Genomic DNA, 24,305 nt, shown 5'->3' on the forward strand with positions numbered 1-24,305 from the left:
CAGCCCCCCTTTTTCAAAGGGGGGAACAGCACGAGCAGGTGTTGCAATGCGCGGGATTTCAACGAGCAACGGCTTGAACGATCGCGCGACGCGAAGCGCTCAGCGCAAGCCGCCGATCCAGCTACCGGTCACCCGCAAACCATCGTCCAACGCCACCAGATCGGCGCGATACCCCGGCGCGATGCGGCCGAGTTCGTGGCCCAGGCCGATGAAGTCGGCCGGGTAGGCCGAGGCCATGCGGCAGGCTTCGTCCAGCGGCAGGCCGAGCCGCTGCACGGTGTTGCGCACCGCGGTCGCCATGTCGAGCGCGGAGCCGGCGAGGGTGCCGTCGGCGGTGGTGCATTTGCCGTTGCGGCAGGTCATGGTCTGGCCGTACAGCGTGAAGTCGTCCTGCTCGCCGCCGACCGGCGGCATCGCGTCGGTGACCAGGAGGATCTTGCCGCGCGGTTTGGCCGCGATGGCGATGCGCAACGAGGCGTCGTGGACGTGTTCGCCGTCGACGATCACCCCGCACCACGCGTTCGGATCTTCGATGCACGCGCCCACGCCGCCGGGTTCGCGGCTGCCGAGCGGGGTCATCGCGTTGAACAGATGGGTCACGCCGCTGACGCCATGAGCGAACGCGTCGCGCAGACGGTCGTAATCGGCGGCGGTGTGGCCGGCGCTGAGCACCACGCCGCGCGCGGCCAACGCCTGCAAGGTGGCGTTGTCGAAACGCTCCGGCGCCAGGGTCAGCAGGGTCTTGCCGACCTCGAGCGAGGCGATCTGATCGAGTTCGGCCTCGCTGGGCGTGTGAAACTTGTCGGGGTTGTGCACGCCCTTGCGCGCGGCGGCCAGGTACGGCCCTTCCAGGTGGATGCCGAGAATGCCGGGCACGTTCTGCGCGATCGCCTCGCGCACCGCGTCGATCGCGCGCAGCATCACCGACACGTCGTCGCTGATCAGGGTCGGCAGCATCCCGGTGGTGCCGAAGCGGCGGTGCGCCTGGGCGATGCGGCGCAGGCCGTCGACATCCGGCGCATCGTTGAACAACACATCGCCGCCGCCGTTGACTTGCGTGTCGATGAAGCCGGGCACGAGGTACTGACCGCGCAGATCCACGACCTCGACGCCGTTCGGGGCGGGCCCCGGCAACACCGCGACGATATGCCCGTCCTCGACGATGACGCTCAGATCCGATTCGAACCCGCGTTCGCTCAGAACGCGGCCGTTGACGAAGGCGAGGGCGCCGGCGGTGACGGACATGGCGATGCGTTCCTCAGACCGTCTCGGTGACTTTGTTGAGATGCGGCGGCAGATCCGGGTTGTAGCCGCGCGCCACCGCGAGCGCGTTGACCGCCTGGTAGAAGCTCGCCACGGTGATCAGCGGCGTCATCGCCGGATGCGAGGAACGCGCCAGCGGCAAGGCGTCGCCGCCGTGGATGCCCGGCGCGGCCAGCCACACCGGCGCGCCGCGCGCGCGGAACTCGCGCGCGACCGCGACCGTGCCGTCGCCGGTGCCGTCGTCCTGGGCGAAGGCGAGCACCGGAAAACCGGGGCCGACGATCGCCATCGGCCCGTGCTTGACCTCGGCGCTGCTGAAAGCCTCGGCGTGCAGGCCGCAGGTTTCCTTGAACTTGAGCGCGGCTTCCTGCGCCGCGCCCAGGCCCAGACCGCGGCCGATCACGAACAGATTGCGCGCATCGGTCAGGCCTTCGACCAGCGGCGACCAATCCTGCCGCGAGGCTTCGCGCAGCGCATCGGGCAAGGCATGCACGGCGTTGAACAGCGCCGCGTCGTTGCTCCAGCGCGCGGTCAGCTGCAGCAGCGCGGCCAGCGAGCACAGATAACTCTTGGTCGCCGCGACGCTGGTTTCCGGGCCGGCGTGCAGGCCCAGCACGGTGTCGGCCAGCTGCGCCAACGGCGAATCGATCACGTTGACCAGCGCGACCACATACGCGCCGGCGGCTTTGGCGATCTCGGCGTTGCGCAGCAAATCCGGACTCTTGCCCGACTGCGAGATCGCCACGAACAGCGCGCCTTCAAGCTTGGGCCGGATCGCATACACCGAACCCACCGACGGCGAGGCCGACGCGGTGACCAGGCCCAGCTGAGTTTCGAACAGGTATTTGCCGTAGGTCGCGGCGTGATCGGAGCTGCCGCGCGCGCAGGTCACGATGAAGCGCGGCGGTTGTTTCTGCAGGCGTTGCGCCAGATCGTCGACGCTGTCGGCGTTGGCGGCGAATTGGCGCGCGACCGCGTCGCCGGCTTCGTGCGCCTCGGCGTACATGCGGGTGCTCGTCGGGTCCAGCAGGGTGTGGGTGCTCACGGCGTGGGTTCGCTCTGCAGTTCGGCGACGAAGTCGTAAGCGTCGCCACGGTAGAAGGATCGGGTGAACTCGACGACACGACCGTCGTCGAGAAAAGTGCGGCGTTCGATGAACAATCCCGGTGCGCCTTCGGGCAGATTCATCAGCCGCGCCTGTTCGGCGTCGAAGGCGATCGCGCGCAGCCGTTGCAGGGCGCGCGCGGGGCGGATGTCGAGTTTGGCGAAGGCTTCGTACAGCGAGTTTTCGACCAGGGCCGGATCGGGCAGCACCGCCAGCGGCACCACCGTGCGCTCCAGCGCGAGCGCCACGCCGTCGGCGGTGCGCAGGCGGTAATAGCGGATCACCGCCGCGCCCGGCGACAGGTTCAGCGCCATCGCTTCTTCCGGGGTGACCTCGCCGACGCCGCGTTCGAGGAAGGTCGAGCGCGGATCGAGCCCGCGCGCGCGCAGGTCGTCGGTGAAGCTGGTCAGGCGCGAGAACGATTTGACGATGCGTTCGGCGACGAAGGTGCCGGCGCCCTGGCGCTGCACCAGCAGCCCGTCGGCGACCAGGCCGGCGATGGCCTTGCGCACGGTCACCCGCGACAGGTCGAGCAGCTTGCCGAGCTCGCGTTCGCCGGGCAGGGCCTGGCCGGCGGTCAGTTCGCCGTTGTCGATCGCGTGCTGCAGGGTCCGGCGCAGGTGTTGATAGGCCGGTGCGCGGCGCGCGTCGGTCTGGCGGCGGAACTCGCTTTGCAAATAGGACTGCATGGTAAAAAGATACCAGTCGTAGACCACTGGCGGCAACAAAGCCGTGATAAACCTAGATAAATCGTTGATTTATTGTCTATTTGTCGAAGTGGTATCTTACTGGTATCTTTACTGGTATGGTTAAACCCAGACCTGTCCGAGCCCGTCCATGAGCGTCTACACCGTGCCGAACACCTCCCAAGCGCCGCATCTCGCCCCGTTGGCCCCGTTCGACCTGGTGATCTTCGGCGGCACCGGCGACCTGGCCCTGCGCAAGCTGCTGCCGGCGTTGTTCCACCGTTATGCCGACGGCCAGATCGTCGCCGGCACCCGCATCGTCGCGATCGCCCGCGACACCCAGAGCGACACGGACTACCGCGGCCGGGTGCGCGAGGCGCTGGCCAAGTTCGCCAATCTCGATGCGCGCGAGTCGGCCGCGATCGACGGGTTTCTGGATCTGCTGCTGTACCGCCGGCTCGACCTGAGTTCGGACGGCGGCTGGCCGGAGTTCGCGGCCGAGTTCAGCGGCGACGAACGGGTGCGGGTGTTCTACCTCGCGGTCGGCCCGGACCTGTTCGGCATCGTCGGCGACCGTTTGCAGTCGCACGGGCTGGTCGGGCCGAAGACCCGGGTGGTGGTCGAAAAGCCGCTCGGCAAGGACGGCGCCAGCGCGAATGCGATCAACGATGCGCTGGGCCGGGTGTTCAATGAGACCCAGATCTTCCGCATCGACCATTACCTGGGCAAGGAAACGGTGCAGAACCTCACCGCGCTGCGCTTCGGCAATGCGCTGTTCGAGCCGCTGTGGAAGGCCGAGCACATCGACCACGTGCAGATCACCGTGGCCGAAACGGTGGGCGTGGAATCGCGCGCGCCGTACTACGACAAATCCGGCGCGCTGCGCGACATGGTCCAGAACCATCTGCTGCAGCTGCTGTGTCTGGTCGCGATGGAGCCGCCGTCCTCGCTTGCCGCCGATGCGATCCGCGACGAAAAATTGAAGGTGCTGCGCGCGCTGCGCCCGATCGTCAACGGCAACGCGGCGCAATCCACCGTGCGCGGCCAGTACAAGGCCGGCGCGGTCGACGGCGCCGCGGTGCCGGGTTATGCGCAGGAACTCGGCGCGCAGTCGCTCACCGAAACCTTCGTCGCGATCAAGGCCGAAGTGAAGAACTGGCGCTGGGCCGGCGTGCCGTTCTACCTGCGCACCGGCAAGCGCCTGGGCGAGCGGGTGTCGGAGATCGTGGTGACCTTCCGCCAGGTGCCGCATTCGATCTTCGAAGAACTGACCGAACAGGACCCGTCCAGCCGCCTGGCGCCGAACAAGCTGGTGCTGCGCCTGCAGCCCGATGAAGGCGTGAAGCTGTGGCTGATGAACAAGGTGCCCGGCCCCGGCGGCCTGCGCCTGCGCCACGTGCCGCTGGACATGAGTTTCGCCGCGGCGTTCGGCGGCCGTCAGGCCGACGCGTACGAGCGTCTGCTGATGGACGTGGTGCGCGGCAATCCGATGTTGTTCATGCGCCGCGACGAAGTCGACGCGGCCTGGAAGTGGATCGATCCGATCCGCGCCGCCTGGGCCGCGAGTGCCGACGCGCCGCGTCCCTACACCGCCGGCAGCTGGGGCCCGAGCGCCGCGGTTGCCTTGATTGAACGCGACGGGAGAACCTGGCATGAAGATGCAGGCTGAGCGACTGACCGTGATCGAACCCTTGCCGCTGCCCTTGCACGAGCGCCTGTTCGACGACGGCGAACAATTGGCGCAGGCGCTGGCCAAGCAGGTCGCCGCCGATCTGCGCGGCGCGCTCGCCCGTCACGGCGAAGCGAGCATCGCCTTGTCGGGCGGCAACACGCCGAAACGTTTCTTCCAGGCGCTGTCGACGCAAACGCTGGATTGGGCGCGGGTGACCGTGCTGCCGATCGACGAGCGCTGGTTGCCGCCGGAGCATCCGCGTTCCAACGAACGCCTGCTGCGCGAGAACCTGTTGCAGCACAACGCCGCGGTCGCGCGCCTGTTGCCGCTGTACCGGCCGACGGAAACGCCGGAGATGGCGTTGATGCCGGTGCTGACCAAGATCGCCAACGAAGGCCTGCCGCTGGATGTCGCGGTGCTCGGCATGGGCGACGACGGCCACGTGGCCTCGTTGTTCCCGGACCTGGGTTACGACAACCCGGCGCTGCGCGAGATCGGTCTGCAACCGCGCGGCCGCGCGCCGGTGATGTCGGTGCGCACCGCGGCGATGCCCGAGCCGCGCATGACCCTGACCCTGAGCGCGATCTTCACCGCGCCGGCGCTGTACCTGCATATCGAAGGCGACAAGAAGCGCGCGGTGCTCGATACCGCGCAGCGCGATCCGCGTTGCAGCTTGCCGATCCGTTCGGTGTTGAGCGGCGCGCCGTCGGCGCCGACGCTTTATTGGAGTCCGTGATCCGTTCGAATCGAAGATCCGCAATCGTTTCCAAGTGTTTCATTTGACGCCCGCGACCTGATTGGGTGTCTCGACAGCCAGGCCAGAGTTCCCTCCCCTCCCACTTCGGCCTTTGCTGTCGCCCCCTTTCAACAAAGGGGGCCACGCCGTTTATCGGCGTGGGGGGATTTGCTTTTGCCTTTGCTTCTGCGGAAGGTGTAGGAAGAGCAAATCCCCCTAACCCCGCTTTTTCGAAGGGGGGAACTGTTCGGCCTCTTCGGAAGGGGCCTCGCACCGAACGAGTAAACGTGAATACCCCATTGCATCCCGTCGTCGCGCAAGTCACGCACCGCATCCAGGAACGCAGCCGCGCGCGCCGCACCGCCTACCTCGCCCGCATCGATGCGGCCGGTAGCGGCGGCCCGCATCGGCGACGCCTGTCCTGCGGCAATCTCGCCCACGGTTTCGCCGCCTGTTCGAGCGGCGACAAGGCCGCGTTGCGCAGCGGTTACGCGCCCAATCTGGGCATCGTCACCTCGTTCAACGACATGCTCTCGGCGCATCAGCCGCTGGAGCGCTATCCCGATCTGCTCAAGGCCGCCGCGCGCGATTGCGGCGCGACCGCGCAGGTCGCCGGCGGCGTGCCGGCGATGTGCGACGGCGTGACCCAGGGCCGCGAAGGCATGGAGCTGTCGCTGTTCTCGCGCGACGTGATCGCCATGTCGACCGCGATCGCGTTGTCGCACGACATGTTCGACGCCGGCCTGTACCTGGGCGTGTGCGACAAGATCGTGCCGGGCCTGCTGATCGGCGCGCTGCATTTCGGCCATCTGCCGGGCATCTTCGTGCCGGCCGGGCCGATGACCTCGGGCCTGCCGAACGACGAGAAATCGCGCGTGCGCCAGCGCTACGCGACCGGCGACGCGACCCGCGACGAACTGCTCGAAGCCGAGGCGCGCAGCTACCACGGCCCGGGCACCTGCACTTTCTACGGCACCGCCAATTCCAACCAGATGCTGATGGAACTGATGGGCCTGCACCTGCCCGGTTCCAGCTTCGTCCATCCCAACACGCCGTTGCGCGATGCACTGACCGCGCTGGCCGCGCAACGCGCCGCGCAGATCACCGCGCTCGGCGACGACTACCGCCCGATCGGCCGCATCGTCGACGAGAAGGCGATCGTCAACGGCGTGATCGGCCTGCACGCGACCGGCGGTTCGACCAATCATCTGCTGCACCTGATCGCGATGGCCGCCGCGGCCGGCATCGATCTGCGGCTGGAGGATTTTGACGCGCTGTCCTCGGCGATTCCGCTGCTGGCGCGGGTGTATCCCAACGGCAGCGCCGACGTGAACCATTTCCACGCCGCCGGCGGCCTGGCCTATCTGATCGGCGAGTTGCTCGATCACGGCCTGCTGCACGGCGATGTCGAGACCGTGGCCGGGCATGGCCTGGCGCGCTATCGGGTCGAAGCGCGACTGGGCGCCGATGGCCAGGTCGAATACGTGCCGAGCACGCCGACCAGCTGCGACACCGCGGTGCTGCGGCCGGTCAGCGAACCGTTCCGCGCGGACGGCGGGCTGCGCGTGCTCAGTGGCAATCTGGGCACCGCGGCGATCAAGGTCTCGGCGGTGCCGGAGGATCGCTGGGTGATCGAAGCGCCGTGCCGGGTGTTCGTCGAACAGCAGGAGGTGAAGCAGGCGTTCGAGCGCGGCGAGCTCGATCGCGACGTGATCGTGGTCGTGCGTTTCCAGGGCCCGCGCGCGAACGGCATGCCCGAACTGCATCAGCTCACGCCGACCCTGACCGTACTGCAGAAACGCGGCCATCGCGTCGCGCTGGTGACCGACGGCCGCATGTCCGGCGCGTCGGGTCAGGTGCCGGCGGCGATGCACATCACGCCCGAAGCGATGGCCGGTGGGCCGTTGGCGAAGTTGCGCGACGGCGACGTGCTGCGGCTCGACGCGATCGAAGGGACCTTGAACGTGGTCGAGCCCGCCGATTGGGGTGCGCGCGAGAGCGTGACGGCCGATCTGTCCGGGCATCACGTTGGCATGGGCCGCGAGTTGTTCGCCGCGTTCCGCGATTACGCCGCGCCGGCGGATCGCGGCGCGGGGGTGTTTGGGTCGGTGACGCTTTGATTGGATTGGTCTGATTTGATTCGATTCGATTCGTTTCGGTTTGGTCTGGTTTGCCCGATTCGATTCGGAGATGGAGAAGTAGCCGATGCCGTTGCTCTGTATGCCCACGAATCCATCCAGCCGTCATTCCCGCGAAGGCGGGAATCCAGAGACTTCAGCGCCATTCCACCAGAACGTCATTCCCGCGAAAGCGGGAATCCAGTGACTTCAAGCGTTCTCGCACGAAAGGCACTGGATTCCCGCTTTCGCGGGAATGACGAATCAAAAAGTCGTCGCAACCCGTAGCCTTTTCCGAATCCCGAATCCCGAATCCCGAATCCCGAATCCCGAATCCCGAATCCCGAATCCCGAATCCCGAATCCCCGGACGCCCCCATGCCCGCCCCCGCCCGCACCACCTTCCTGTTCGACCTCGACGGCACCCTGGTCGACAGCGTCTATCAGCACGTGCTCGCCTGGAAGCAGGCGCTCGACGCCGACGGCATCCCGCTGTCGGTGTGGCGCATCCATCGCAAGATCGGCATGAGCGGCGGCTTGTTCACCAACATCCTGCTGCGCGAGACCGGGATCGACATCACCCCGGAGCGGATCGAGCGCCTGCATCGCCTGCACGCGGAAGCCTACGGCCGCCAGGCGACCCAGATCCGCCCGTTGCCGGGCGCGGTCGAACTGCTCGCTTATCTGACCGCCAACGACATTCCCTGGGCGATCGCGACCAGCGGCCGCATGGAAACCGCGCGCCACAACCTGGTCGCGCTCGGTGTCGATCCCGAGCAGCGGGTGGTGATCACCCGCGACATGGTCAAGTACGCCAAGCCCGATCCGGACCTGTTCCTCGCCGCCGCCGACAAACTCGGCGCAGACATCGAGCATTCGGTGGTGGTCGGCGACAGCATCTGGGATCTGCTTGCGGCGCGCCGCGCGCGGGCGCTCGGGGTGGGCTTGTTGTCGGGTGGCTATGGCCAGGAAGAGCTCGAGCGTGCGGGTGCGTTTCGGGTTTACGAAGATCCGGCGGATCTGCTCAAGCACATTGATGAAGTGGCTGCGCGGCCGTGAGAGGCACCGCGAATTTTTTACTTACTATTCCTGCGAGAGCGAGTCGGTCTTATTTCGGCGGAGCCGGACGTGCAGGCACTTCAGCATCTCCCCTTCCAGACCATCCTTCCCATGAAGACGGGCGCCGTCCCACTTAGGCGGATTAGAGCGTACGGAGACTTCAGCGTGATACTTCCAGACCGTCATTCCCGCGAACGCGGGAATCCAGCGACTTTCGTGCGAGAACGTTTGAAGTCACTGGATTCCCGCGTTCGCGGGAATGACGGTTTGAAAGAGTCGCGAAGATTCATGAGCGCATCGTGTGCGCGGTTGAATGGATCGCTTTCCACAAACCCAAGCCCCACCGTCCCAACCCAACCGGAGCCAAGCAATGAGTTCGATGCAGGATCTGCAAGCGCGCGTCGCCGCGGTATTGGCGCTCGCGCCGGTGGTGCCGGTGCTGGTGATCGACGATCTCAAGGACGCGGTGCCGCTGGCGCGCGCGCTGGTCGCCGGCGGCTTGCCGGCGATCGAAGTGACCTTGCGCACGCCGGTCGCGCTGGACGCGGTGCGCGCGATCGCGGCTGAAGTCGAAGGCGCGGCGGTCGGGGTCGGCAGCGTGCGGCGGCCGTCGGATTTCGTCGATGCCTTGAAGGCCGGGGCGACCTTCGCGGTGTCGCCGGGCAGTTCGCCGGGCTTGATCGCGGCCGCGCGCGAGGTCGATCTGCCGTGGCTGCCGGGCGCGGCGACCGCGTCGGAAGCGATGGCCTTGCTCGAGCACGGCTACACCCAGCTGAAATTCTTTCCGGCCGAATCGATCGGCGGCGCGACCGCGCTCAAGGCCTTGGGCGGCCCGTTGCCGGAGCTGCGCTTCTGCGCGACCGGCGGTATCGGCGCGAACAACGCGCACGAGTATCTGGCGTTGAAGAACGTGCCCTGCGTCGGCGGTTCGTGGGTGGCGCCCGCGGCGGCGGTGAAGGCGGGGGATTGGGCGCAGATTGAGGCGTTGGCGCGTGCGGCGGTGGGGTTGCGTGGTTGAGCGGGCGAGTGACTGAGTAGCTGCGTCATCGAGTAGCTGCGTGGTCGCGGAGTAGCTGCGTGATTGCACGACTAAGCAAGAGTCGCGGCTGTTGCCCATGCTGTTGCTGTTCCCCCCTTTGGAAAAGGGGGGCAGGGGGGATTCGCTTTTGCTTTGCGCTTGATCTTTTCAAGTAACGAATGCGCCGCAGCCAGAGTTGAAGCCAAAGCCAAAGCCAAAGCCAAAGCCAAAGCCAAAGCGAATCCCCCCTGCCCCCCTTTTCCAAAGGGGGGAAAAGCAACGGCAACAGCGGAGAAGCTGCGGACTCGCTACAGGCGGAGTCGAGGCGGCGGAAGCGGCGGACATTGCGCGAGCATCGCGCATATCAATCGATGTCGACCCGATCGATACTGGATTCGAGCGTCGAGCGTCGAGCGTCGAGCGTCGAGCATCGAGCGTCGAGCGTCGAGCGTCGAGCGTCGAGCGTTGAGCGTCGATGCATCGAGCATCGAACCGACCCCACGCTCAGCGCAACTCAAGCCCCCGCAAGCGGCCGCGGCGGCGCGGTCGAGCCGCGCACCACCAGGATCGGGCTGAAGCCTTCGTTCGCCGGCATCTCGGCCTGTTGGTCGCCGTCGCGACGCAACTCGGCGATCAGGCGATACGCCGCATGCCGCGCGATCTCTTCGGTCGCCTGGCGCGCGGTGGTCAGGGTCGGCCAGGACTGCTTGGAGAACGGGCTGTCCTCGAAGCCGGCGATCGACAGGTCGTAGGGCACGTGCATGCCCGAGGACTTCGCCGCCGCCAGCACGCCGGCGGCGATTTCGTCGTTGCTGCCGAAGATCGCGGTCGGCCGGTCGGGCAGCGCGAACAATCGGCGCGCGCCGCGGAAGCCGTCGTCGAAGGAATAGTCGCCGGGCAGGACCAGGTTTTCGTCCTCGACGATGCCGTAGTCGGCCAGCGCCTGGGCGTAGCCCTTGTAGCGCTCCCAGCTCGACAGATGCGACTTGCCGCCCCACAGGAAACCGATGCGCTGGTGGCCGAGCTGGATCAGGTGCTCGGTGATGTCGTAGGCGGCGTCGCGGTCGTCGACCCAGACGCAGGGCGAGCCGTCCTTCGGGTCTTCGGCGGCCGAGACGATGCGGACCAGGCGGATGCCGTGGGCGACCAGTTCGGCGACCAGTTCCTTGCGTTCGGACATCGGCGGCGCCAGCACCAGGCCGGCCAGGCGCGCGCCCTGGACCAGGTCGATCAGGTCGGTGGCGAGCAGCGGCGAGGACGAATCGCAGGGATGGATCTGCAGGCCGTAGCCGGTCTCGCGGCAGGCGGCGAGCACGCCGTTCTGCACGCTGATGATGTAGTACGGATTCGGGTTGTCGTAGACCACGCCCAGCGCATACGGCTGGGCGCTGCGCAGGCTGCGCGCGGACGGGTCGGGGCGGTATTCCAGTTCGGCGATCGCCTCGTGCACCCGCGCGCGGGTGCGGGCGCGGACGCCGGATTCGTCGTTGATCACGCGCGAGACGGTCTTCAGCGAGACCTGGGCCAGCTCGGCGACATCTTTGATGGTGGGTCGGCGCACGGAGCCTCGCGGTGGGCGCGGTGCCGGCGCGCTGAACGTGCCGGACGGGACCTTAGCCTACTCGCCGCTTCAGATCTTGGGTACCACGGCCAGGGTCAGGCGCGAAATGCAGGCGAGCTTGCCGGCCTCGTCCTCGATGCGGATGTCCCAGACCTGGGTGCTGCCGCCGACATGGATCGGCCGGGCGGTGCCGGTGACCGTGCCGCTGCGCACGCCGCGCAGGTGGTTGGCGTTGATCTCGATGCCGACGCAGACCTTGCCTTCGGCGCAGCACAGGTTGCCGGCGCTGCTGCCCAGGGTTTCGGCGAGCAGGACCGAGGCGCCGCCGTGGAGCAGGCCGTAGGGCTGGTGGGTGCGGGCGTCGACCGGCATGGTGCCGCGGACGTAGTCCGGGCCGATCTCGGTAAAGACGATGCCGAGCGGTTCCATCGCGGTGTTGCGCGAAAGCCGGTTGAGGTCGTCGACGGTGGTCGTGCCGCGGAACAGTGGACGCGCGGCGGTGGATGCGGGGTCTGATGGGTTCATCGCTGCACGATAGCGGCGATGGCCGGTCCGGGCCAGTCGTGGCCGGTCGGTCGGTGCTTCTGAGGTGCTGCGAAGGTGATGCGGTGCTGCCGGAACGGTGATTCGGGGACGTCCTGGTCTCAGTGGACCCGGAACGGCGCGCGGGGGAGGTCGGGGGTGCGCGCCGGTCCGGGTGAGAACGAGAGGGAAGAGGTCCTTGCCGGAATCAGCCGGTCCATGGACGGTCAGTCCGCGATCAAGCGAAACGGAAGCGCGGCTGGACCCAGTTGCTGGCGTAGCTGCGGTTGCTGGCGTAGCCGCTGCTGTTGCCGTAGCCGACGCCGAAGTCGCGCTGGCGGTGCATGTGGCGGGCGACCGGGGCGGTCGGGGCGGCGGCCGGAGCGGTGGTCGCGGTGGTGGTGGTGACGGTGTTGGCGGTCTGGGTGTTCATGGTGGCTTCCTGTGTCGTGGGGTTGTAGTGCTTCGGTGTGTTGGTAATGTACAACACCTAGGTAGAAGTAACTATGTGCCGGAAGTCATATCCCCCTTTAGTCATGCCCCGGTGGTGGGTGTTGCCGGGGGTACCGCGGGTGGGTGGAGCGTGGCTGCCGGGTTCGGTAATAGAGATGTGGCGGGGGCGGCAACGGTTGCAATCGCGCACCCATGACTGAAGACCTAGGTGGGGGGCGGGATGTGACCGCGAGGTCGCCGGCGGCTTGTTTGCTTTTGTCTTGAGCCGCCCAGGCGGGGGGGCCGTCGCGACGACCTCGCCGCTCGCGTCGTGGCTGTGATGTCGCGGTCGCGGCTTGCGCCGCTCCTACAGGGAGGCCATGCAGCTTCGGCTTGAGTCTGAAGTCGCGCAGTTCATCCAGCGCTGCGAAGCCACTATCTCGCGAGAACAACGGCACACCCGAAGGGCGGCGCACATGGATGTGCGCCGTGCGCCACCGAGACAGGATGTCTCGTGTGGCGCATGCCCGCGAATGCACCGCACGCGCGGGCCCTTGATTCAAAGAAAAGCGTTTTTCTTTGGTTACCTTTCTTTTGTCGCTTTTGACAAAAGAAAGTAACTCGGCCGCTTGCGGACGAAAGCTGTTGATCTTGCCTCTGACTTCAAGAGCTTTAGAGCTTCAAAGCTTCAAAGCTTCAAAGCTTTCAAAGCTGCAAGCAGGATCAAAAGCGTTCCGCCGCTGAAGCGGCGGGTCACTTTCTTTTGTCTAAAGCAACAAAAGAAAGGTAACCAAAGAAAAATGCTTTTTTGTGAATCAAGAGCCCGCGCGTGCGGAGCAGACGCAGGCATGCGCCACACGGGACATCCTGTCCCGGTGGCGCACGGCGCACATCCATGTGCGCCGCCCTTCGGGTGTGCTCTTGTTCTCGCGAGTTCCGAGCTTCGCAGCGCTGGATGAACTGCGCGGCTTCAGGCACGAGCCGGACCTGCATGGCCTGTAGGAGCGGCGCAAGCCGCGACCGCGACATGACGACAACTGCGCAACCGGCACCGCAGCCGCATTGCGCGCCCGCGATGTTGCGGCGACGATGCAACAACGTGGTTGCATTCCCGCGTCGCGACTTGTGATCGAAGAAAATCCCCGTGGAACGGCGCTCCCGCCGCCGCCGCGATGCGGCCGCGTCGTTCGCCTGCAACGGCGCGAACAAAAAATCACCGCAACGCGCATCAGACGAACGAGCCGCCACGGCGGCAAACCCACGCGCCGCGCACCCCTCAAAGAATCGGCGCCAACCCCGCCCCGAACGCGGTGAATATGCGCGTGGTCAGACTCTTGACCCCGAGGTTGACCTCGGGAAAATCGCCGACCGGTTTGTAGCAGGCGCGAAAGCCCGGGTCGGTGCGGTACAGCGGCGACGGGCAGTCCGGGCCGGGCACGAATTCGTAACTGGTCGCGTAACGCACCGGCCACAGGTCGAACAGCGGCAGGTGCTCGGAGATCTTCGCGATCGAATACTCCAGCCCGGAGAAGATCGGCGGCTTGTCGCGGCGCGCGATCACCCAGGAATTGGCCGGCGCGATGTCGCGGCGGATGCTGTCGGCCAGCGCGCGCGCGAACACCGGATCGTCGATCACCACCGCGCTCTCGGTGTTGTAGTGGTCGCCGCGCGGGTCGAAGTTGTGGGTGCCGATCACGCCGATGCGTTCGTCGATCACCATCGACTTGGCGTGCATGCCGATGCGCACGCCGGCGCGCTTGAGCGGCACCGGTTCGTTGCTGCGCCGGCGCGCGTAGCGGATCGCCGCGTACTCGCGCGCCAACGGCTGGCGGTAGCGCTGGCGGTAGATCACGCTGTTGCGGTCGGGTCCGTCGCCGCGCCGGGATTCGGCCAGGCCGCCGCCCTGCACGGAATTCGGATGGGCGCGGTCGTCGCGTTCCACCAGCCCTTCCAGGCCCAGATCGGGCAACGAGGCGCCGGTGGCGGCGATGTCGATCGGCGCATCGGCCGGGAACGGTTTGTACTCGTAGATGTTGAAGCCGAATTCGCGCAGGTAGCGGCGCTTGTACTTGTACGACAGCGCGTAGGCGATGAAGGCGTCGGTCGCGGCCAGGCTGTTGGTCGAGACGATCACGCGCGGCGGGTCGGGGCGGTCGTGCAAACCGCGGAACAACTGCTGCGCGGATTTCGACAGCACCAGGTACGGCGTCTGCAGCATCACCTCTTCGCGTGAGTGGGTGATCAGGTTGCGTAGCGAATCGGAGGCGAGCGCGTTGTTCTCGGCGTTCTCGCGATGCTTGTCGGGCGTGTCGGAGATGTAGCGCACCGCGCCGACCTGGATCGCGTGCGCGACCAGGCGTTCTTGAATTTGCGCGTTGTCGGCGGCGGCGTCGCGCATGGCCTGGGCGCGCTGCGGGCGCTCGAATTCGATCGGCGGGAGCGCCGGCACGCCGTCGTCGATGATGCGCTGGCCGACGTCGGCCAGGCGTTCGACCGGGACGCTGCGGCGATCGCTCCAGAACACTTCGAAGTCGGTGCCCATGACGTCGGCGACCGGGCCGGCGACCAGCACGTCGCGGTCGCGGAAGTTGTACTCGTCGTCCCAGTCGTAATAGTCGTCCTGGTAGTTGCGCCCGCCGGAGATGCCGATCTGGCCGTCGGCGAGCAGCAGCTTGGTGTGCATGCGCTGGTTGAGCCGGCGCCAGCAGCAGGCCGCGGCCAGCACGTAGCGCGGGTAGGTGATGCGGGCGCGGTGCAGCACCGGGTTGTACAGCTTGACCTCGAAATTGACGTGCACGCCCGACAGCGCGGCCAGGGTGTCGATATGGCGCAGCGCGGCCAGCTGATCGAGCAGCAGGCGCACGCGCACGCCGCGGCGCGCGGCGGCGAGCAGTTCGTCGAGCACCAGCTTGCCGGCGTCGTCCTCGTCGAAGATGTAGGTCTGCAGGTCCAGGCTGTGGGTCGCGCTGCGGATCAGGTTGATGCGCGCGAGCAGGGCGTCGGGGCCGCGGTCGAGGATCACCGCGTAGTGCCGCGGCTGCTCGGGCGTGGACGCGGCCAGCGCCTGGCCGCCGAGCGCGTGCAGCGGCGAGGCCTGGGCGCAGGCGTCGGCGGCCGCGCAATCGATCTGCTGCGAACGCGCCGCCGCGGCGATCGCGCTGGCGCGGTCGCGCTGGGCCGGGCTGAGCGAGGCGCAGGCCGACAACGTCAGGGCGAGCAGGGCCGCAAGGCCGCGCAACACGGGGTTCAACGGGGTGACTCCTTAACGCTCCGCGGGCTTGGCCGGAACAGGGTCCGGATTCCTCGACGGCGCGGGCTTGGGAACCGCGGATTTCGGCGGCGCGAGCTTACTTTGTGTGGATTGCAGGCGTACCTGCATGGTGAAGCGTACCCGGTCCCCGAGCGCGAGTTGCCATCCGTCGAGCCCGTAGTCGTCGCGGCTGACGCTGCCGTGGGCGATGCCGTCGCAGTCCTCGCCGGGTTTGGCGCAGGTCGCCGGGGCCAGGATGAAGGTTTCCATCCGGCTCACCCCGTGCAGGGTCAGCCGGCCGCGCAGCGGGCCGCCGGTGCGGGCCAAGTCGGGCGAGTGCGGCTCGGACAGGAATTCGATATAGGGATAGCGCGGCGCGTTGAAGAAGCGCTCGCCGCGGGCGAGCCGGGTGTAGCGCTCGGAATCGCCGACCACGACCGCGCCGGCGGCCAGGCGGATGCGCACCTGATGGCGGCCGTCGGCCAATACGGTGAGTTCGCCGTCGTAGCGCGGAAACTGGCCGGCGACCTTCTGGCCCCAGCGGGTGCGCAGTTCGAAGCTGAAACGGGTGTGCTCGGGGTCGAAGGTCTCGATCGAGCGGGCCTCGCCGGGGCGCTGTTCCAGCGCATGCGGCGGGCCGGCGGCCGGCGGCGCGGCGACTGCGACGGCCGATGCCCAGGCCAGGGTCGCGACGGCCGCGACCCGATGGCGCAGCCGCCACCCGGGCGACCGCGCCGTCGCCGCTGGGCTCACGGCCACCAAAAAGCGCTGAGCTGGGCCGAACCCGGCTCCAGGCTGACGCCGGCCGGCACCGTGAGCACGGCGACGCCGCCCGGCGGCATGCCGCGGTAATCGCCCGACTGGCCGCTGTGCAGCAGCGCGGCCAGGCGTTCCAGGCCGGGGTTGTGGCCGACCAGCATCAGCCGCTCGGCCTCGTGGTGGGTGTCGGCCAGGGCGATCAGGGTGCCCGGGGTGGCCTCGAAGATCGACGGCTCGATGCGCTGTTCGACATAGCCGATCGCGCCGAGCACCGCTTCCAGGGTTTCGCGGGTACGCCGCGACGGCGAGCACAGCACGCAGTCGGGGATCAGTTTGTTCTCGGCCAGCCAGCGGCCGGCGGCTTCGGCCTCGGCCAGGCCTTCGGCGGACAGCGGGCGGTCGAGGTCGGCCTGGCCATTGGCGGCTGGCTCGGCGTGGGCGTGACGCAGCAGGATCAATTCGCGCATGGGGGACCGATTACGAGTGATGAAGGGAGGTGCGCGAACGCAAGCGAAGGATGCCTGTCGGGGCGGCGGATGGGTAGCGGGGCGATGTGAAGGGCGGGCCGACGCCCGGCTTCACTTCTTCAGCCACTTCAGCAACGGCTGCCAGTCCGCCTGATGCTCGCGGATCTGCTGGGAGTGGTAGTCGAACAGGCTCTTGCCCAGCGCGGTCATGACCACGTAGGCCTGGCTGTCGCGGATCTGCGCGACCACCGGGTAGGGCCATTCGCGCAGCAGCTCGATCGCCTGCTGGGAGGCGTTGGTCCACGGCTTGAGCTTGTTGCCGATCAGGCCGACCCGCAGCTGGCCGCGGCGGACCCGCGGGTGCTGGGCCAGGGAGTCGAGGAACGGCACGGTGGCCTCGATGTCCAGGGTCGAGGGCTGGATCGGCACGACCACGGCGTCGGCGAACTCCAGGAAGCTCTCCAGATCGTCGGCCATGGCCCCAGCCGGGGCGTCGATCACCACCCGTTGGGTGTCCTCGGGCAGCTGCTTGCGCCAGGCCTTGCGGCGGGTGCCGTCGAGCGCCAGCACCGCGCTTTCGAGCACCGAGCGGCGCTGCGCCCAGCGGGTCGAGGAGCCTTGCGGATCGGCGTCGATCAAGGCCGTACGCAGGCCCTCCAGAGCCGCCTGCGCGGCGAGGTGGGTGGCGATCGTCGTCTTGCCGACGCCCCCCTTGGAACTGGCCACCAGCACGGTCTTCATGCGAGCTCCCTCCGGATGGAAGCCGCAGCGTACACCGGGGCTGTGGACCGGGTCATCACTGGATGGGCGGCGGCGGCCGGGGGCCGGGCCGGCGGGGTGCCCGCGGGGATGCTCGGTGTGCCGCGTGCCCGTCGGGTGTCTGGCCTTGCGAACGCGGGCGCCGCATTCGGCATCGATGCACGCGAGCGACGCGGTTACATCGCGGCCCCTGTAGGAGCGGCGTGAGCCGCGACCGCGCCACTACGACAACCTCGAACCCGCGTCGTAACCGTAATTCGCGGTCGCGGCTCGCGCCGCTCCTACAGGTAGGCCATGCAGGTTCGGCTCGGGCCAGAAGCCGCGCAGTCCTTCCAGCGCTGCGGTGCTTGGAACTCGCGAGAACAACAGCACACCCGAAGGGCGGCGCACATGGATGTGCGCCGTGCGCCACCGGGACAGGATGTCCCGTGTGGCGCATGCCCGCGTCTGCATCGATCGCGCGGGCTCTTGATTCAAAGAAAAGCGTTTTTCTTTGGTTACCTTTCTTTTGTCGCTTTTGACAAAAGAAAGTAACTCGGCCGCTTGCGGACGAAAGCTGTTGATCTTGATCTTTCTTCTGCCTTAAAGGCATTGAAGCTCAAGCTTTTAAAGCTTGAAGCAACATCAAAAGCTTCCGCCGCTGAAGCGGCGGGTCACTTTCTTTTGTCATAAGCAACAAAAGAAAGGTAACCAAAGAAAAATGCTTTTTTGTGAATCAAGAGCCCGCGCGTGCGGTGCTTCCGCGGGCACGCGCCACACGGGACATCCTTGTCCCGGTGGCGCGCGACGCGCATCCATGCGCGTCGCCCTTCGGGTGTGCTGTTGTTCTCGCGAGTTCCAAGCGTCGCAGCGCTGGAAGTGAACTAAGACTTGAGGCTTAAGCCAAAGCAAAAACCGCATGGCCTACCTGTAGGAGCGGCGCAAGCCGCGACCGCGCGACCACGACGACCTCGCAACCTGGGCGCAGCCGCATTCCGCAATCGCGGCAACGAACCATCGCCAGCCACGCCCACAACGGCAAGATCAACGACACCCCATGCGCGTCGTAGTCGGCACCATTGCACCGCCAAACCGACGAACGATTGTCAGCACCGTCGTGCGATCGAAGTCAGGTCTCCGGCTGCCCAGTCGCCGTGTCCGGCAACGGTATGCCGGAGAGAATCAGAGCCCGGGCGCGCGGATTCTCCGGTAGCCAGTCCGATGGCGGCCGATCCAGGCCTGCGTGCTTCAGCCGCGCGACCAGGGTCACGACTTCGCCTTCGCGCCAGGCCCGTTCTAGATCGCGGCTCAAGGCCGGATGCGCGCTTATCTGCGCGCTCTGCCAATGCAGGATGCGCATACGCTCGCGCCACGCCGCGCCGCCGGCCGTATTTGCGGTCAATTCCGCCATCAACGCCAGACCGAACATCCGGCCGATCAGCGTGTCCGAGTCGGCCAGCAAGGTGGCGGTGGCGATACAGTCGGTCCGGCGTTGCGCAGCGGTGTCCGCCGCGGCGGCGCGGCAACTACGTTGGAACACCAACGGCGAAGGCAAAACGAAGGCCCATCCGGCAAGGGCCGTGCGTGCATCCTTCAAATTTGCGTCCGCGAGTTGTCCGCTGGAATCCAGGACGGTGAGCGCCTGCGCATCCAGGGCCGGCAAGTCCAGTCGTTCGAGCGCGCGCATCGTTGGAATCGCGCTCGCGCCGTAGCGGATATCGTAGCGACGGGCTTTCGCGGCTTGCGACAAGGCGGCGTCGACGCCGGCCCGATCGCCTCGCGCGGAGGCCGCCTCGGCCATCATCAGCCACACGGCGGCATTCTCCGGATCGCTGCGTTGCAGATGGGCCAACGCCGAGTCCGGATCGCATCGGTTTTCGGCGAAGGATTCGACCCGAGCGCAGATCGCCGCCTCGTACCAGAAAGCCGTGTCGTCGTCGGGATCGGCCAGCGCTTGAGCGCGGCCCAGCGCGCGCGCCCTTTCGCGACGCAGATCCGTCGGCAGTGCGGCGGTGTAGTAGCCGTCCAGCAACGGCTGCAGCCGCACGATATCGAGTTGACTGGTCGCGTCGTCGCGCTGCGCCAGAGTCTTCAGGCGATCACGCAATGCGTGTTGGTAGGCACGATTCCACTGCGGCGCGGCCTCGGGCAGCGACAGCGGAAACGACAGCTGCGCCGAATCGGTCTCTTCGGGCGTGGCAGCCGGTTCAAACGGCGTGCATCCCACGAGGCTTGTGGCCAAGCATAGCCCTGCGATCAGCGCAGTCCGGCGTAGACCTGATTTGTGGGTCATTCGAACTCGCCTTTCCGGTCGCGGTCCTTGCTCGACGGCCAGCATACTCGGCGGTTCAAGCCACTCCCACCCGCGCCCACAACGGCAAAGTCAACAACGACAACAGCAACCCATACCCCACCATCGCCGCGGCCAGCCGCGGCGCCAGTTGATGCGCGATCGCCAGCGCGCCGGCGGTGACCATCGACGGCATCGCCGCTTCCAGCACGGTGGTGCGCGCCATCTCGCCGTGCAGGCCCAGCAGCGGCACCAGCGCCCAGGCCAGCGCAGGCATCAACGCGAGTTTCAGCGCCAGGCCGCAGGCCAGCGGCTTGAGCTCGTCGCGCGGCAGCGCCAGTTTCACCGACAGGCCGATGGTCAGCATCGCCAGCGGCAACAAGGCGTCGGACAGGCGTTGCAGCGCGCCGGCGATCGCGCTCGGCGGATCGGCCGGCATCACGCTGAAGCCGATCAGCAGCGCCCACAGCGGCGGGAATTTGACGATCCGCAACAGCATGTCGCGCGCGCTCGGCCGGGTGTCGCTGCCGTAGCGCGCGAGCACCCACAGGCCGAAGGTCGACAGGATCAGGAACGCGCCGAACTGGTCGTAGACCACCGCATACGGCAAGGCGTGCTCGCCGATCAGCGCGCGGGTCAGCGGATAGCCCAGGAAGCTGGTGTTGCCCAGGGCGACGGTCAGCAGCAGCACCGCGTGTTCGTCGCGGCGGAAGTTCAGCCAGCGCGACAGCGCGCCGACCACCAGCACGGTGGCGCCGAGCAGCAACCACGGCACCGCGGCCACGCCGAGCAGCGCCGGTTCCAGGTGCAGGCGTGGCGCGTAACGCAACACCGCCGCCGGCAGGCACACGTACAGCACCACCAGATTCAGGGTCTGCGCGGCGTTGTCGGGCAGGACCCGCAGCCGTTGGAACAGGTAGCCCAGGACCAGCATGGCCAGGACCAGGGCGAAAGCGTCGAAGGCCATGGGGGTCGCGATCGCTTGAGGGGGATTAGGGGGGATGGTCGCGGTTGGCGGGCGCGGGCTCAAGACGGCTTTGGGTGTAGGCGGAAAAAGCACAAGGCAAAAGCGAATCCCCCCTGGCCCCCCTTTTGCAAAGGGGGGAACCCGGTAGGTAGGGGCGTAATCGTCGGGGTGGCGCGGCTTTTGCCGTGTTTCCTCTAAAAGTGAGCGATGCAGAAACGAGTGCAGGGGACTTCGAACAAGCGGCCACCCCAATCTCACTCCTCACTCCTGTGAACTCACTCCTCTTATGATGTGAACACCAAGGAAGACCCAGCCCCATGAGCGACCTGCAAGACCTGACCGCGCTGATCCGCGCCAATACCCCGCTGATCGTGATCGAGACCCGCGACGAATCGCGGGTGGTCGAACTGTTCCGGCAGGCGCTGATGAACGTGTGGCGCGCGCTGTACCGCTGGTCGATCACCGAAGGCCTGCGCCGGGTCGATCTGGACCGCGAGGAAGGCACCGACGTCGCGCCCGACATCTCGACCACACTGCAGGCGATCCGCGACGCCGACCAGCGCGGCATCTACCTGTTGTTCGACGCCCATCCCTACCTGAGCTACGCCAGCACCCAGCGTCAGTTGCGCGAGATCGCCCAGCGACGCGACTGCGAGCCGCACGTGCTGGTCCTGATCGGCCACAAGCTGGAACTGCCGCCGGACCTGGATTCGCTGGCGGTGCGCTACACCCCGCGCCTGCCCGACGCCAACGCGCTGCTGAAACTGGTGCGCGAGGAAGCCGAGAACTACGCGCGCGAAAACGGCGGCCGCCGGGTCGAGGTCGACGGCGAAGCGGTTCAGCAGATCGTGCGCAACCTGCGCGGCATCGACCCGGTCGATGCGCGCCGCATCGCGCGTCATCTGATCTTCCGCGACGGCGCGCTCAACGCCGACGACCTGCCCGAACTGGCCAAGCTCAAGTTCGAACTGCTCAACCGGTCCGGCCATCTGCATTACGAATACGACAGCGCGCGCATGAGCGAGGTCGCCGGCGCGCGCCGGCTCAAGCGCTGGGTCGAACAGCGGCGCGCGGTGTTCGTCAGTGGACAGGCGCCGCCCGGGCTCGATCCGCCCAAGGGCATTTTGCTGCTCGGCGTGCAGGGCTGCGGCAAATCGATGATCGCCAAGGCGGTCGCGGCCGGGTTCGGGGTGCCGCTGGTGCGCCTGGATTTCGGCACCCTGTACGACAAATTCCACGGCGAGACCGAGAAGAACCTGCGCGCGGCGCTCGCGTCGGCCGAGCAGTTGTCGCCGGCGGTGCTGTGGATCGACGAAATCGAGAAAGGCCTGGCCGGCGACGGCAGCGATGCCGACGGCGGCGTGTCGCGGCGCGTGCTCGGTTATCTGCTGACCTGGATGGCCGAACGCAAGTCGCGGCTGTTCCTGGTCGCGACCGCGAACCAGATCGACGCCTTGCCGCCGGAACTGCTGCGCAAGGGCCGCTTCGACGAAATATTCTTCGTCGACCTGCCGGTGGCGGAGGTGCGCGGCGAATTGTTCGCGACCCATCTGCGCAAGCGCGGCCTGACGCCGGAACACTTCGATCTGAACGCGCTGGCGAGCGCCAGCGACGGGTTTTCCGGCGCCGAGATCGAGCAGGCCATAGTCGCTTCGATGTATGCCGCGCTCGCCGCCAACACGCCGTTGTCGGATTTCCAGTTGCGCGCCGAACTCAAGCAGACCCGGCCGCTGTCGGTGTTGATGGCCGAACAGGTCGAATCGCTGCGCGAATGGGCGCGCACGCGCACGGTGGCGGCGGACTGAGCGCGGCGCGGGCGCTGCCCAAGAGTGCGCGTGCCTAGGCCTCGCGCTTCACGTACACCCACGCGCGCCGTCCCGAGGCGAGCGCCGCTTCGACGCGTCGGTAGTCGTCGACCTCGTAGGCGTCGGCGCGCGCGAGTTCCCCGGCGCTGATCGCGAACACCGTGCCGGCCACGGTGTCGTGCGCATCGCCGCTGGCTTCGACGATGGGATGCCAGGCCTCGCCGCTGGTCGCGACCACGTCGGCATCCTCGATCCTGACCATGCCGCGGCGATAACCGACCAGGGCGTCGGCTTCGCCGTGCAGCAGGCGGCCGAAGGTGGATTGCTGCACCGCCGGCAGTTGCAGAGTGCCGTAGGAAAACAGGCGTTCGCCATGATCGGCTTCGGCGCCGGCTTGATCGACGTCGGGCCGATCGGATTGCGGGGTGATTCGGTGTCCTCGATTAATTGAAGCGGCTCGCGCCGCGCCGCCGGATCCGGCGACGCGGGCGAGAGGACGCGCTCAGGTGGCCAGTGTGGCCGGCGCGCGCAGGGCCTGCCAACGTCGCGCCAGTTGCGCGGCGAACAAACCCGCGGCCGGCGGATGCGCGGCGAAGTGCAGGAACGGTTCGATGAATTCCAGTTCCATGACCCGGAACACTCCATCGTCGACCACGCCATCGACGCGCACATAGGCCTGATCGCGATAACCCAGCGTCGTCACCGCCTGCAGCGCATGCCGCGCGGCGGCGAGGATCGACGGACCGGGTTCGGTCAAATCGGCGGTGCCGCCGAAGTAGGTCTGCACGCGGTAATCGTCGGCGCCGGGTTTCTTCAGCACCGCGTGGCTGTAGACGCCGCCGAAGAACAGCAGCGACCACTCGCCCTGCTCGACGATCTGCGGCATGAACGGCTGGATCAGATAGTCGAGCTCACGCGGCAATGCGGCCAAGGCCTGATCGAATTCGCCGCTGCCGATGCGGCCGCGCACGGTATGCCAGGCGCCGCCGCTGACGCTGGGCTTGACCACGACCTCGCCGCTCATCGACGCCAGCGTCGCTTCGAGTTCGTCGCCGCGCGCGTGAGTGGTGGCGATGATCGGGACATTGAGTTTCGCCAGTTCGAGCAGATAGCGCTTGTCGCTGTTCCAGATCAGCAGCGGCAGCGGATTGACGATGGCGACGCCGAGCTCGGCGATGTGCGCGTACCAGCGCAGAAACTCGGTGTAGTGCTGGAAATAATCCCAGGTGCTGCGCACCAGCAGGGCATCGAACGCGGCCCAGTCGACCGACGGGTCGTTCCACATGCATGCGCTGGGCTCGATGCCGTACGCGCGCAGCGCGACGACCAGGCCTTCGTCGTCGGGATCGATGTCGGGATGGACTTGCGAGGTGACCAGGGCGATCGACAAAGGTGGATCGAAGCGCGGGATCGGCGAGGCCTGCGCGGCATCGGGCGATGCGGCGTCGGTGGATGTGGCTTGCTGGGCGGCCGACGGATGGGTCGGAGAATCGAGTGATGCGGAACGGAACGCAGGCATGAGGCCTCCTTGATCGGGAGGGCGCCCTTGCTTCGGCATCGCGGATCGAGCGTGGCGGAGCTTCGGCCCCGTCGCAGCACCCCTCGGTCCGGACTGCGCGGCCTTGGTAGGGCGGCTGCGCAACTGGAATGCATCGTGGTCATCGCGATGCGTGGGCAGTGTTCTGCAGGGGCTTGCAGGCTGTCAATACGATTGGCTGGGCAATCGGGTGTGAGGCACGAATTTGCGAAAGCTTCGCGCCAGGGTTTGGGTGGGTGCAAGAATTTTTCGGTGTTGGTGTTGGTGTTGGTGTGGCGCGGGTATTGGGAGCCGCGACGCAGAAGTAGTAGCACTGCTTCTA

General features: G+C 67.2%; 21 protein-coding genes and 1 riboswitch. Of the genes, 6 read left to right on the forward strand and 15 right to left on the reverse strand.

Going from position 1 to position 24,305, the window contains the following annotated elements; translation table 11 throughout:
• Window positions 1-99: 99 nt before the first annotated feature.
• From nagA to IEQ11_RS00655, 3 genes are read right to left on the reverse strand one after another with little or no spacing between them, the layout of a single operon-like run.
• Window positions 100-1,245, reverse strand: coding sequence for an N-acetylglucosamine-6-phosphate deacetylase (nagA, locus tag IEQ11_RS00645; RefSeq protein ID WP_191822271.1), 1,146 nt, complete (start codon window positions 1,243-1,245; stop codon window positions 100-102).
• A gap of 13 nt (window positions 1,246-1,258) precedes the next feature.
• A complete protein-coding gene (locus tag IEQ11_RS00650) occupies window positions 1,259-2,269 on the reverse strand; it encodes an SIS domain-containing protein (protein WP_046659670.1) in 1,011 nt (336 codons plus the stop codon).
• Window positions 2,270-2,304: 35 nt separating this feature from the next.
• A complete protein-coding gene (locus IEQ11_RS00655; RefSeq protein ID WP_036103525.1) occupies window positions 2,305-3,057 on the reverse strand; it encodes a GntR family transcriptional regulator in 753 nt (250 codons plus the stop codon).
• Window positions 3,058-3,205: 148 nt separating this feature from the next.
• Between IEQ11_RS00655 and zwf the strand changes: the two genes are divergently transcribed.
• The 5 genes from zwf (at window position 3,206) to eda (ending at window position 9,655) form a co-directional block, all read left to right on the forward strand.
• Window positions 3,206-4,723: a glucose-6-phosphate dehydrogenase gene (gene zwf, locus IEQ11_RS00660; protein ID WP_191822270.1), complete on the forward strand. Its 1,518-nt coding sequence runs from the start codon at window positions 3,206-3,208 to the stop codon at window positions 4,721-4,723.
• Window positions 4,707-5,462 (forward strand): 6-phosphogluconolactonase, encoded by a 756-nt coding sequence (pgl, locus tag IEQ11_RS00665; protein ID WP_148650133.1) that lies wholly within the window; start codon window positions 4,707-4,709, stop codon window positions 5,460-5,462. The genes zwf and pgl overlap by 17 nt, the downstream gene beginning before the upstream one ends.
• A 287-nt stretch (window positions 5,463-5,749) precedes the next feature.
• Window positions 5,750-7,582 carry a phosphogluconate dehydratase gene (edd, locus tag IEQ11_RS00670; protein WP_191822269.1) on the forward strand — a complete coding sequence of 611 codons (1,833 nt, stop codon included), beginning with the start codon at window positions 5,750-5,752 and terminating at the stop codon, window positions 7,580-7,582.
• 374 nt (window positions 7,583-7,956) lie between these two features.
• Window positions 7,957-8,637, forward strand: a complete 681-nt coding sequence (locus IEQ11_RS00675) for an HAD family hydrolase (RefSeq protein WP_057920352.1) — start codon at window positions 7,957-7,959, stop codon at window positions 8,635-8,637.
• Between the two features lie 379 nt (window positions 8,638-9,016).
• Complete coding sequence (gene eda / locus IEQ11_RS00680) at window positions 9,017-9,655, forward strand: bifunctional 4-hydroxy-2-oxoglutarate aldolase/2-dehydro-3-deoxy-phosphogluconate aldolase (protein ID WP_191822308.1); 639 nt, start codon at window positions 9,017-9,019, stop codon at window positions 9,653-9,655.
• Window positions 9,656-10,169: 514 nt separating this feature from the next.
• Here the strand turns inward: eda and IEQ11_RS00685 are convergent.
• From IEQ11_RS00685 to IEQ11_RS00730, 10 genes are all read right to left on the reverse strand, one after another.
• Entirely contained in the window at window positions 10,170-11,216 is a 1,047-nt protein-coding gene (locus tag IEQ11_RS00685; protein ID WP_191822268.1) for a LacI family DNA-binding transcriptional regulator, read from the reverse strand.
• Between the two features lie 69 nt (window positions 11,217-11,285).
• Window positions 11,286-11,645, reverse strand: coding sequence for a hotdog fold thioesterase (locus IEQ11_RS00690; RefSeq protein WP_411921048.1), 360 nt, complete (start codon window positions 11,643-11,645; stop codon window positions 11,286-11,288).
• Window positions 11,646-11,976: 331 nt separating this feature from the next.
• Complete coding sequence (locus tag IEQ11_RS00695) at window positions 11,977-12,171, reverse strand: hypothetical protein (RefSeq protein WP_036103540.1); 195 nt, start codon at window positions 12,169-12,171, stop codon at window positions 11,977-11,979.
• 752 nt (window positions 12,172-12,923) lie between these two features.
• Window positions 12,924-13,418, reverse strand: coding sequence for a hypothetical protein (locus IEQ11_RS00700; RefSeq protein ID WP_247024683.1), 495 nt, complete (start codon window positions 13,416-13,418; stop codon window positions 12,924-12,926).
• A 28-nt stretch (window positions 13,419-13,446) separates the two neighbouring features.
• The gene (locus IEQ11_RS00705; RefSeq protein WP_191823906.1) at window positions 13,447-15,420 is read right to left on the reverse strand and encodes a phospholipase D-like domain-containing protein; all 1,974 of its coding nucleotides are present in this window, start codon (window positions 15,418-15,420) and stop codon (window positions 13,447-13,449) included.
• 12 nt (window positions 15,421-15,432) lie between these two features.
• Window positions 15,433-16,179: a YceI family protein gene (locus IEQ11_RS00710; RefSeq protein ID WP_191823907.1), complete on the reverse strand. Its 747-nt coding sequence runs from the start codon at window positions 16,177-16,179 to the stop codon at window positions 15,433-15,435.
• Window positions 16,170-16,646, reverse strand: a complete 477-nt coding sequence (locus tag IEQ11_RS00715) for a SixA phosphatase family protein (RefSeq protein WP_036115859.1) — start codon at window positions 16,644-16,646, stop codon at window positions 16,170-16,172. The genes IEQ11_RS00710 and IEQ11_RS00715 overlap by 10 nt, the downstream gene beginning before the upstream one ends.
• 111 nt (window positions 16,647-16,757) lie before the next feature.
• The gene (locus IEQ11_RS00720; protein ID WP_036115858.1) at window positions 16,758-17,387 is read right to left on the reverse strand and encodes a ParA family protein; all 630 of its coding nucleotides are present in this window, start codon (window positions 17,385-17,387) and stop codon (window positions 16,758-16,760) included.
• 1,126 nt (window positions 17,388-18,513) lie between these two features.
• Entirely contained in the window at window positions 18,514-19,677 is a 1,164-nt protein-coding gene (locus IEQ11_RS00725; RefSeq protein ID WP_191823861.1) for a hypothetical protein, read from the reverse strand.
• A gap of 55 nt (window positions 19,678-19,732) precedes the next feature.
• Window positions 19,733-20,641, reverse strand: coding sequence for an AEC family transporter (locus IEQ11_RS00730; protein ID WP_191823860.1), 909 nt, complete (start codon window positions 20,639-20,641; stop codon window positions 19,733-19,735).
• A 317-nt stretch (window positions 20,642-20,958) separates the two neighbouring features.
• On the opposite strand from IEQ11_RS00730, the gene IEQ11_RS00735 reads away from it, so the two are divergent.
• Complete coding sequence (locus IEQ11_RS00735; RefSeq protein ID WP_191823859.1) at window positions 20,959-22,446, forward strand: AAA family ATPase; 1,488 nt, start codon at window positions 20,959-20,961, stop codon at window positions 22,444-22,446.
• Window positions 22,447-22,480: 34 nt separating this feature from the next.
• Here IEQ11_RS00735 and IEQ11_RS00740 read toward each other — a convergent pair whose 3' ends face one another.
• Window positions 22,481-22,876 carry a gamma-glutamylcyclotransferase family protein gene (locus IEQ11_RS00740; protein WP_191823863.1) on the reverse strand — a complete coding sequence of 132 codons (396 nt, stop codon included), beginning with the start codon at window positions 22,874-22,876 and terminating at the stop codon, window positions 22,481-22,483.
• A gap of 72 nt (window positions 22,877-22,948) precedes the next feature.
• Entirely contained in the window at window positions 22,949-23,965 is a 1,017-nt protein-coding gene (locus IEQ11_RS00745) for an ATP-grasp domain-containing protein (RefSeq protein WP_228465060.1), read from the reverse strand.
• Between the two features lie 12 nt (window positions 23,966-23,977).
• A riboswitch (S-adenosyl-L-homocysteine riboswitch) is annotated at window positions 23,978-24,056 on the reverse strand.
• Window positions 24,057-24,305 lie beyond the last annotated feature (249 nt).

The organism is Lysobacter capsici, assembly GCF_014779555.2.
Taxonomy (GTDB): domain Bacteria; phylum Pseudomonadota; class Gammaproteobacteria; order Xanthomonadales; family Xanthomonadaceae; genus Lysobacter; species Lysobacter capsici.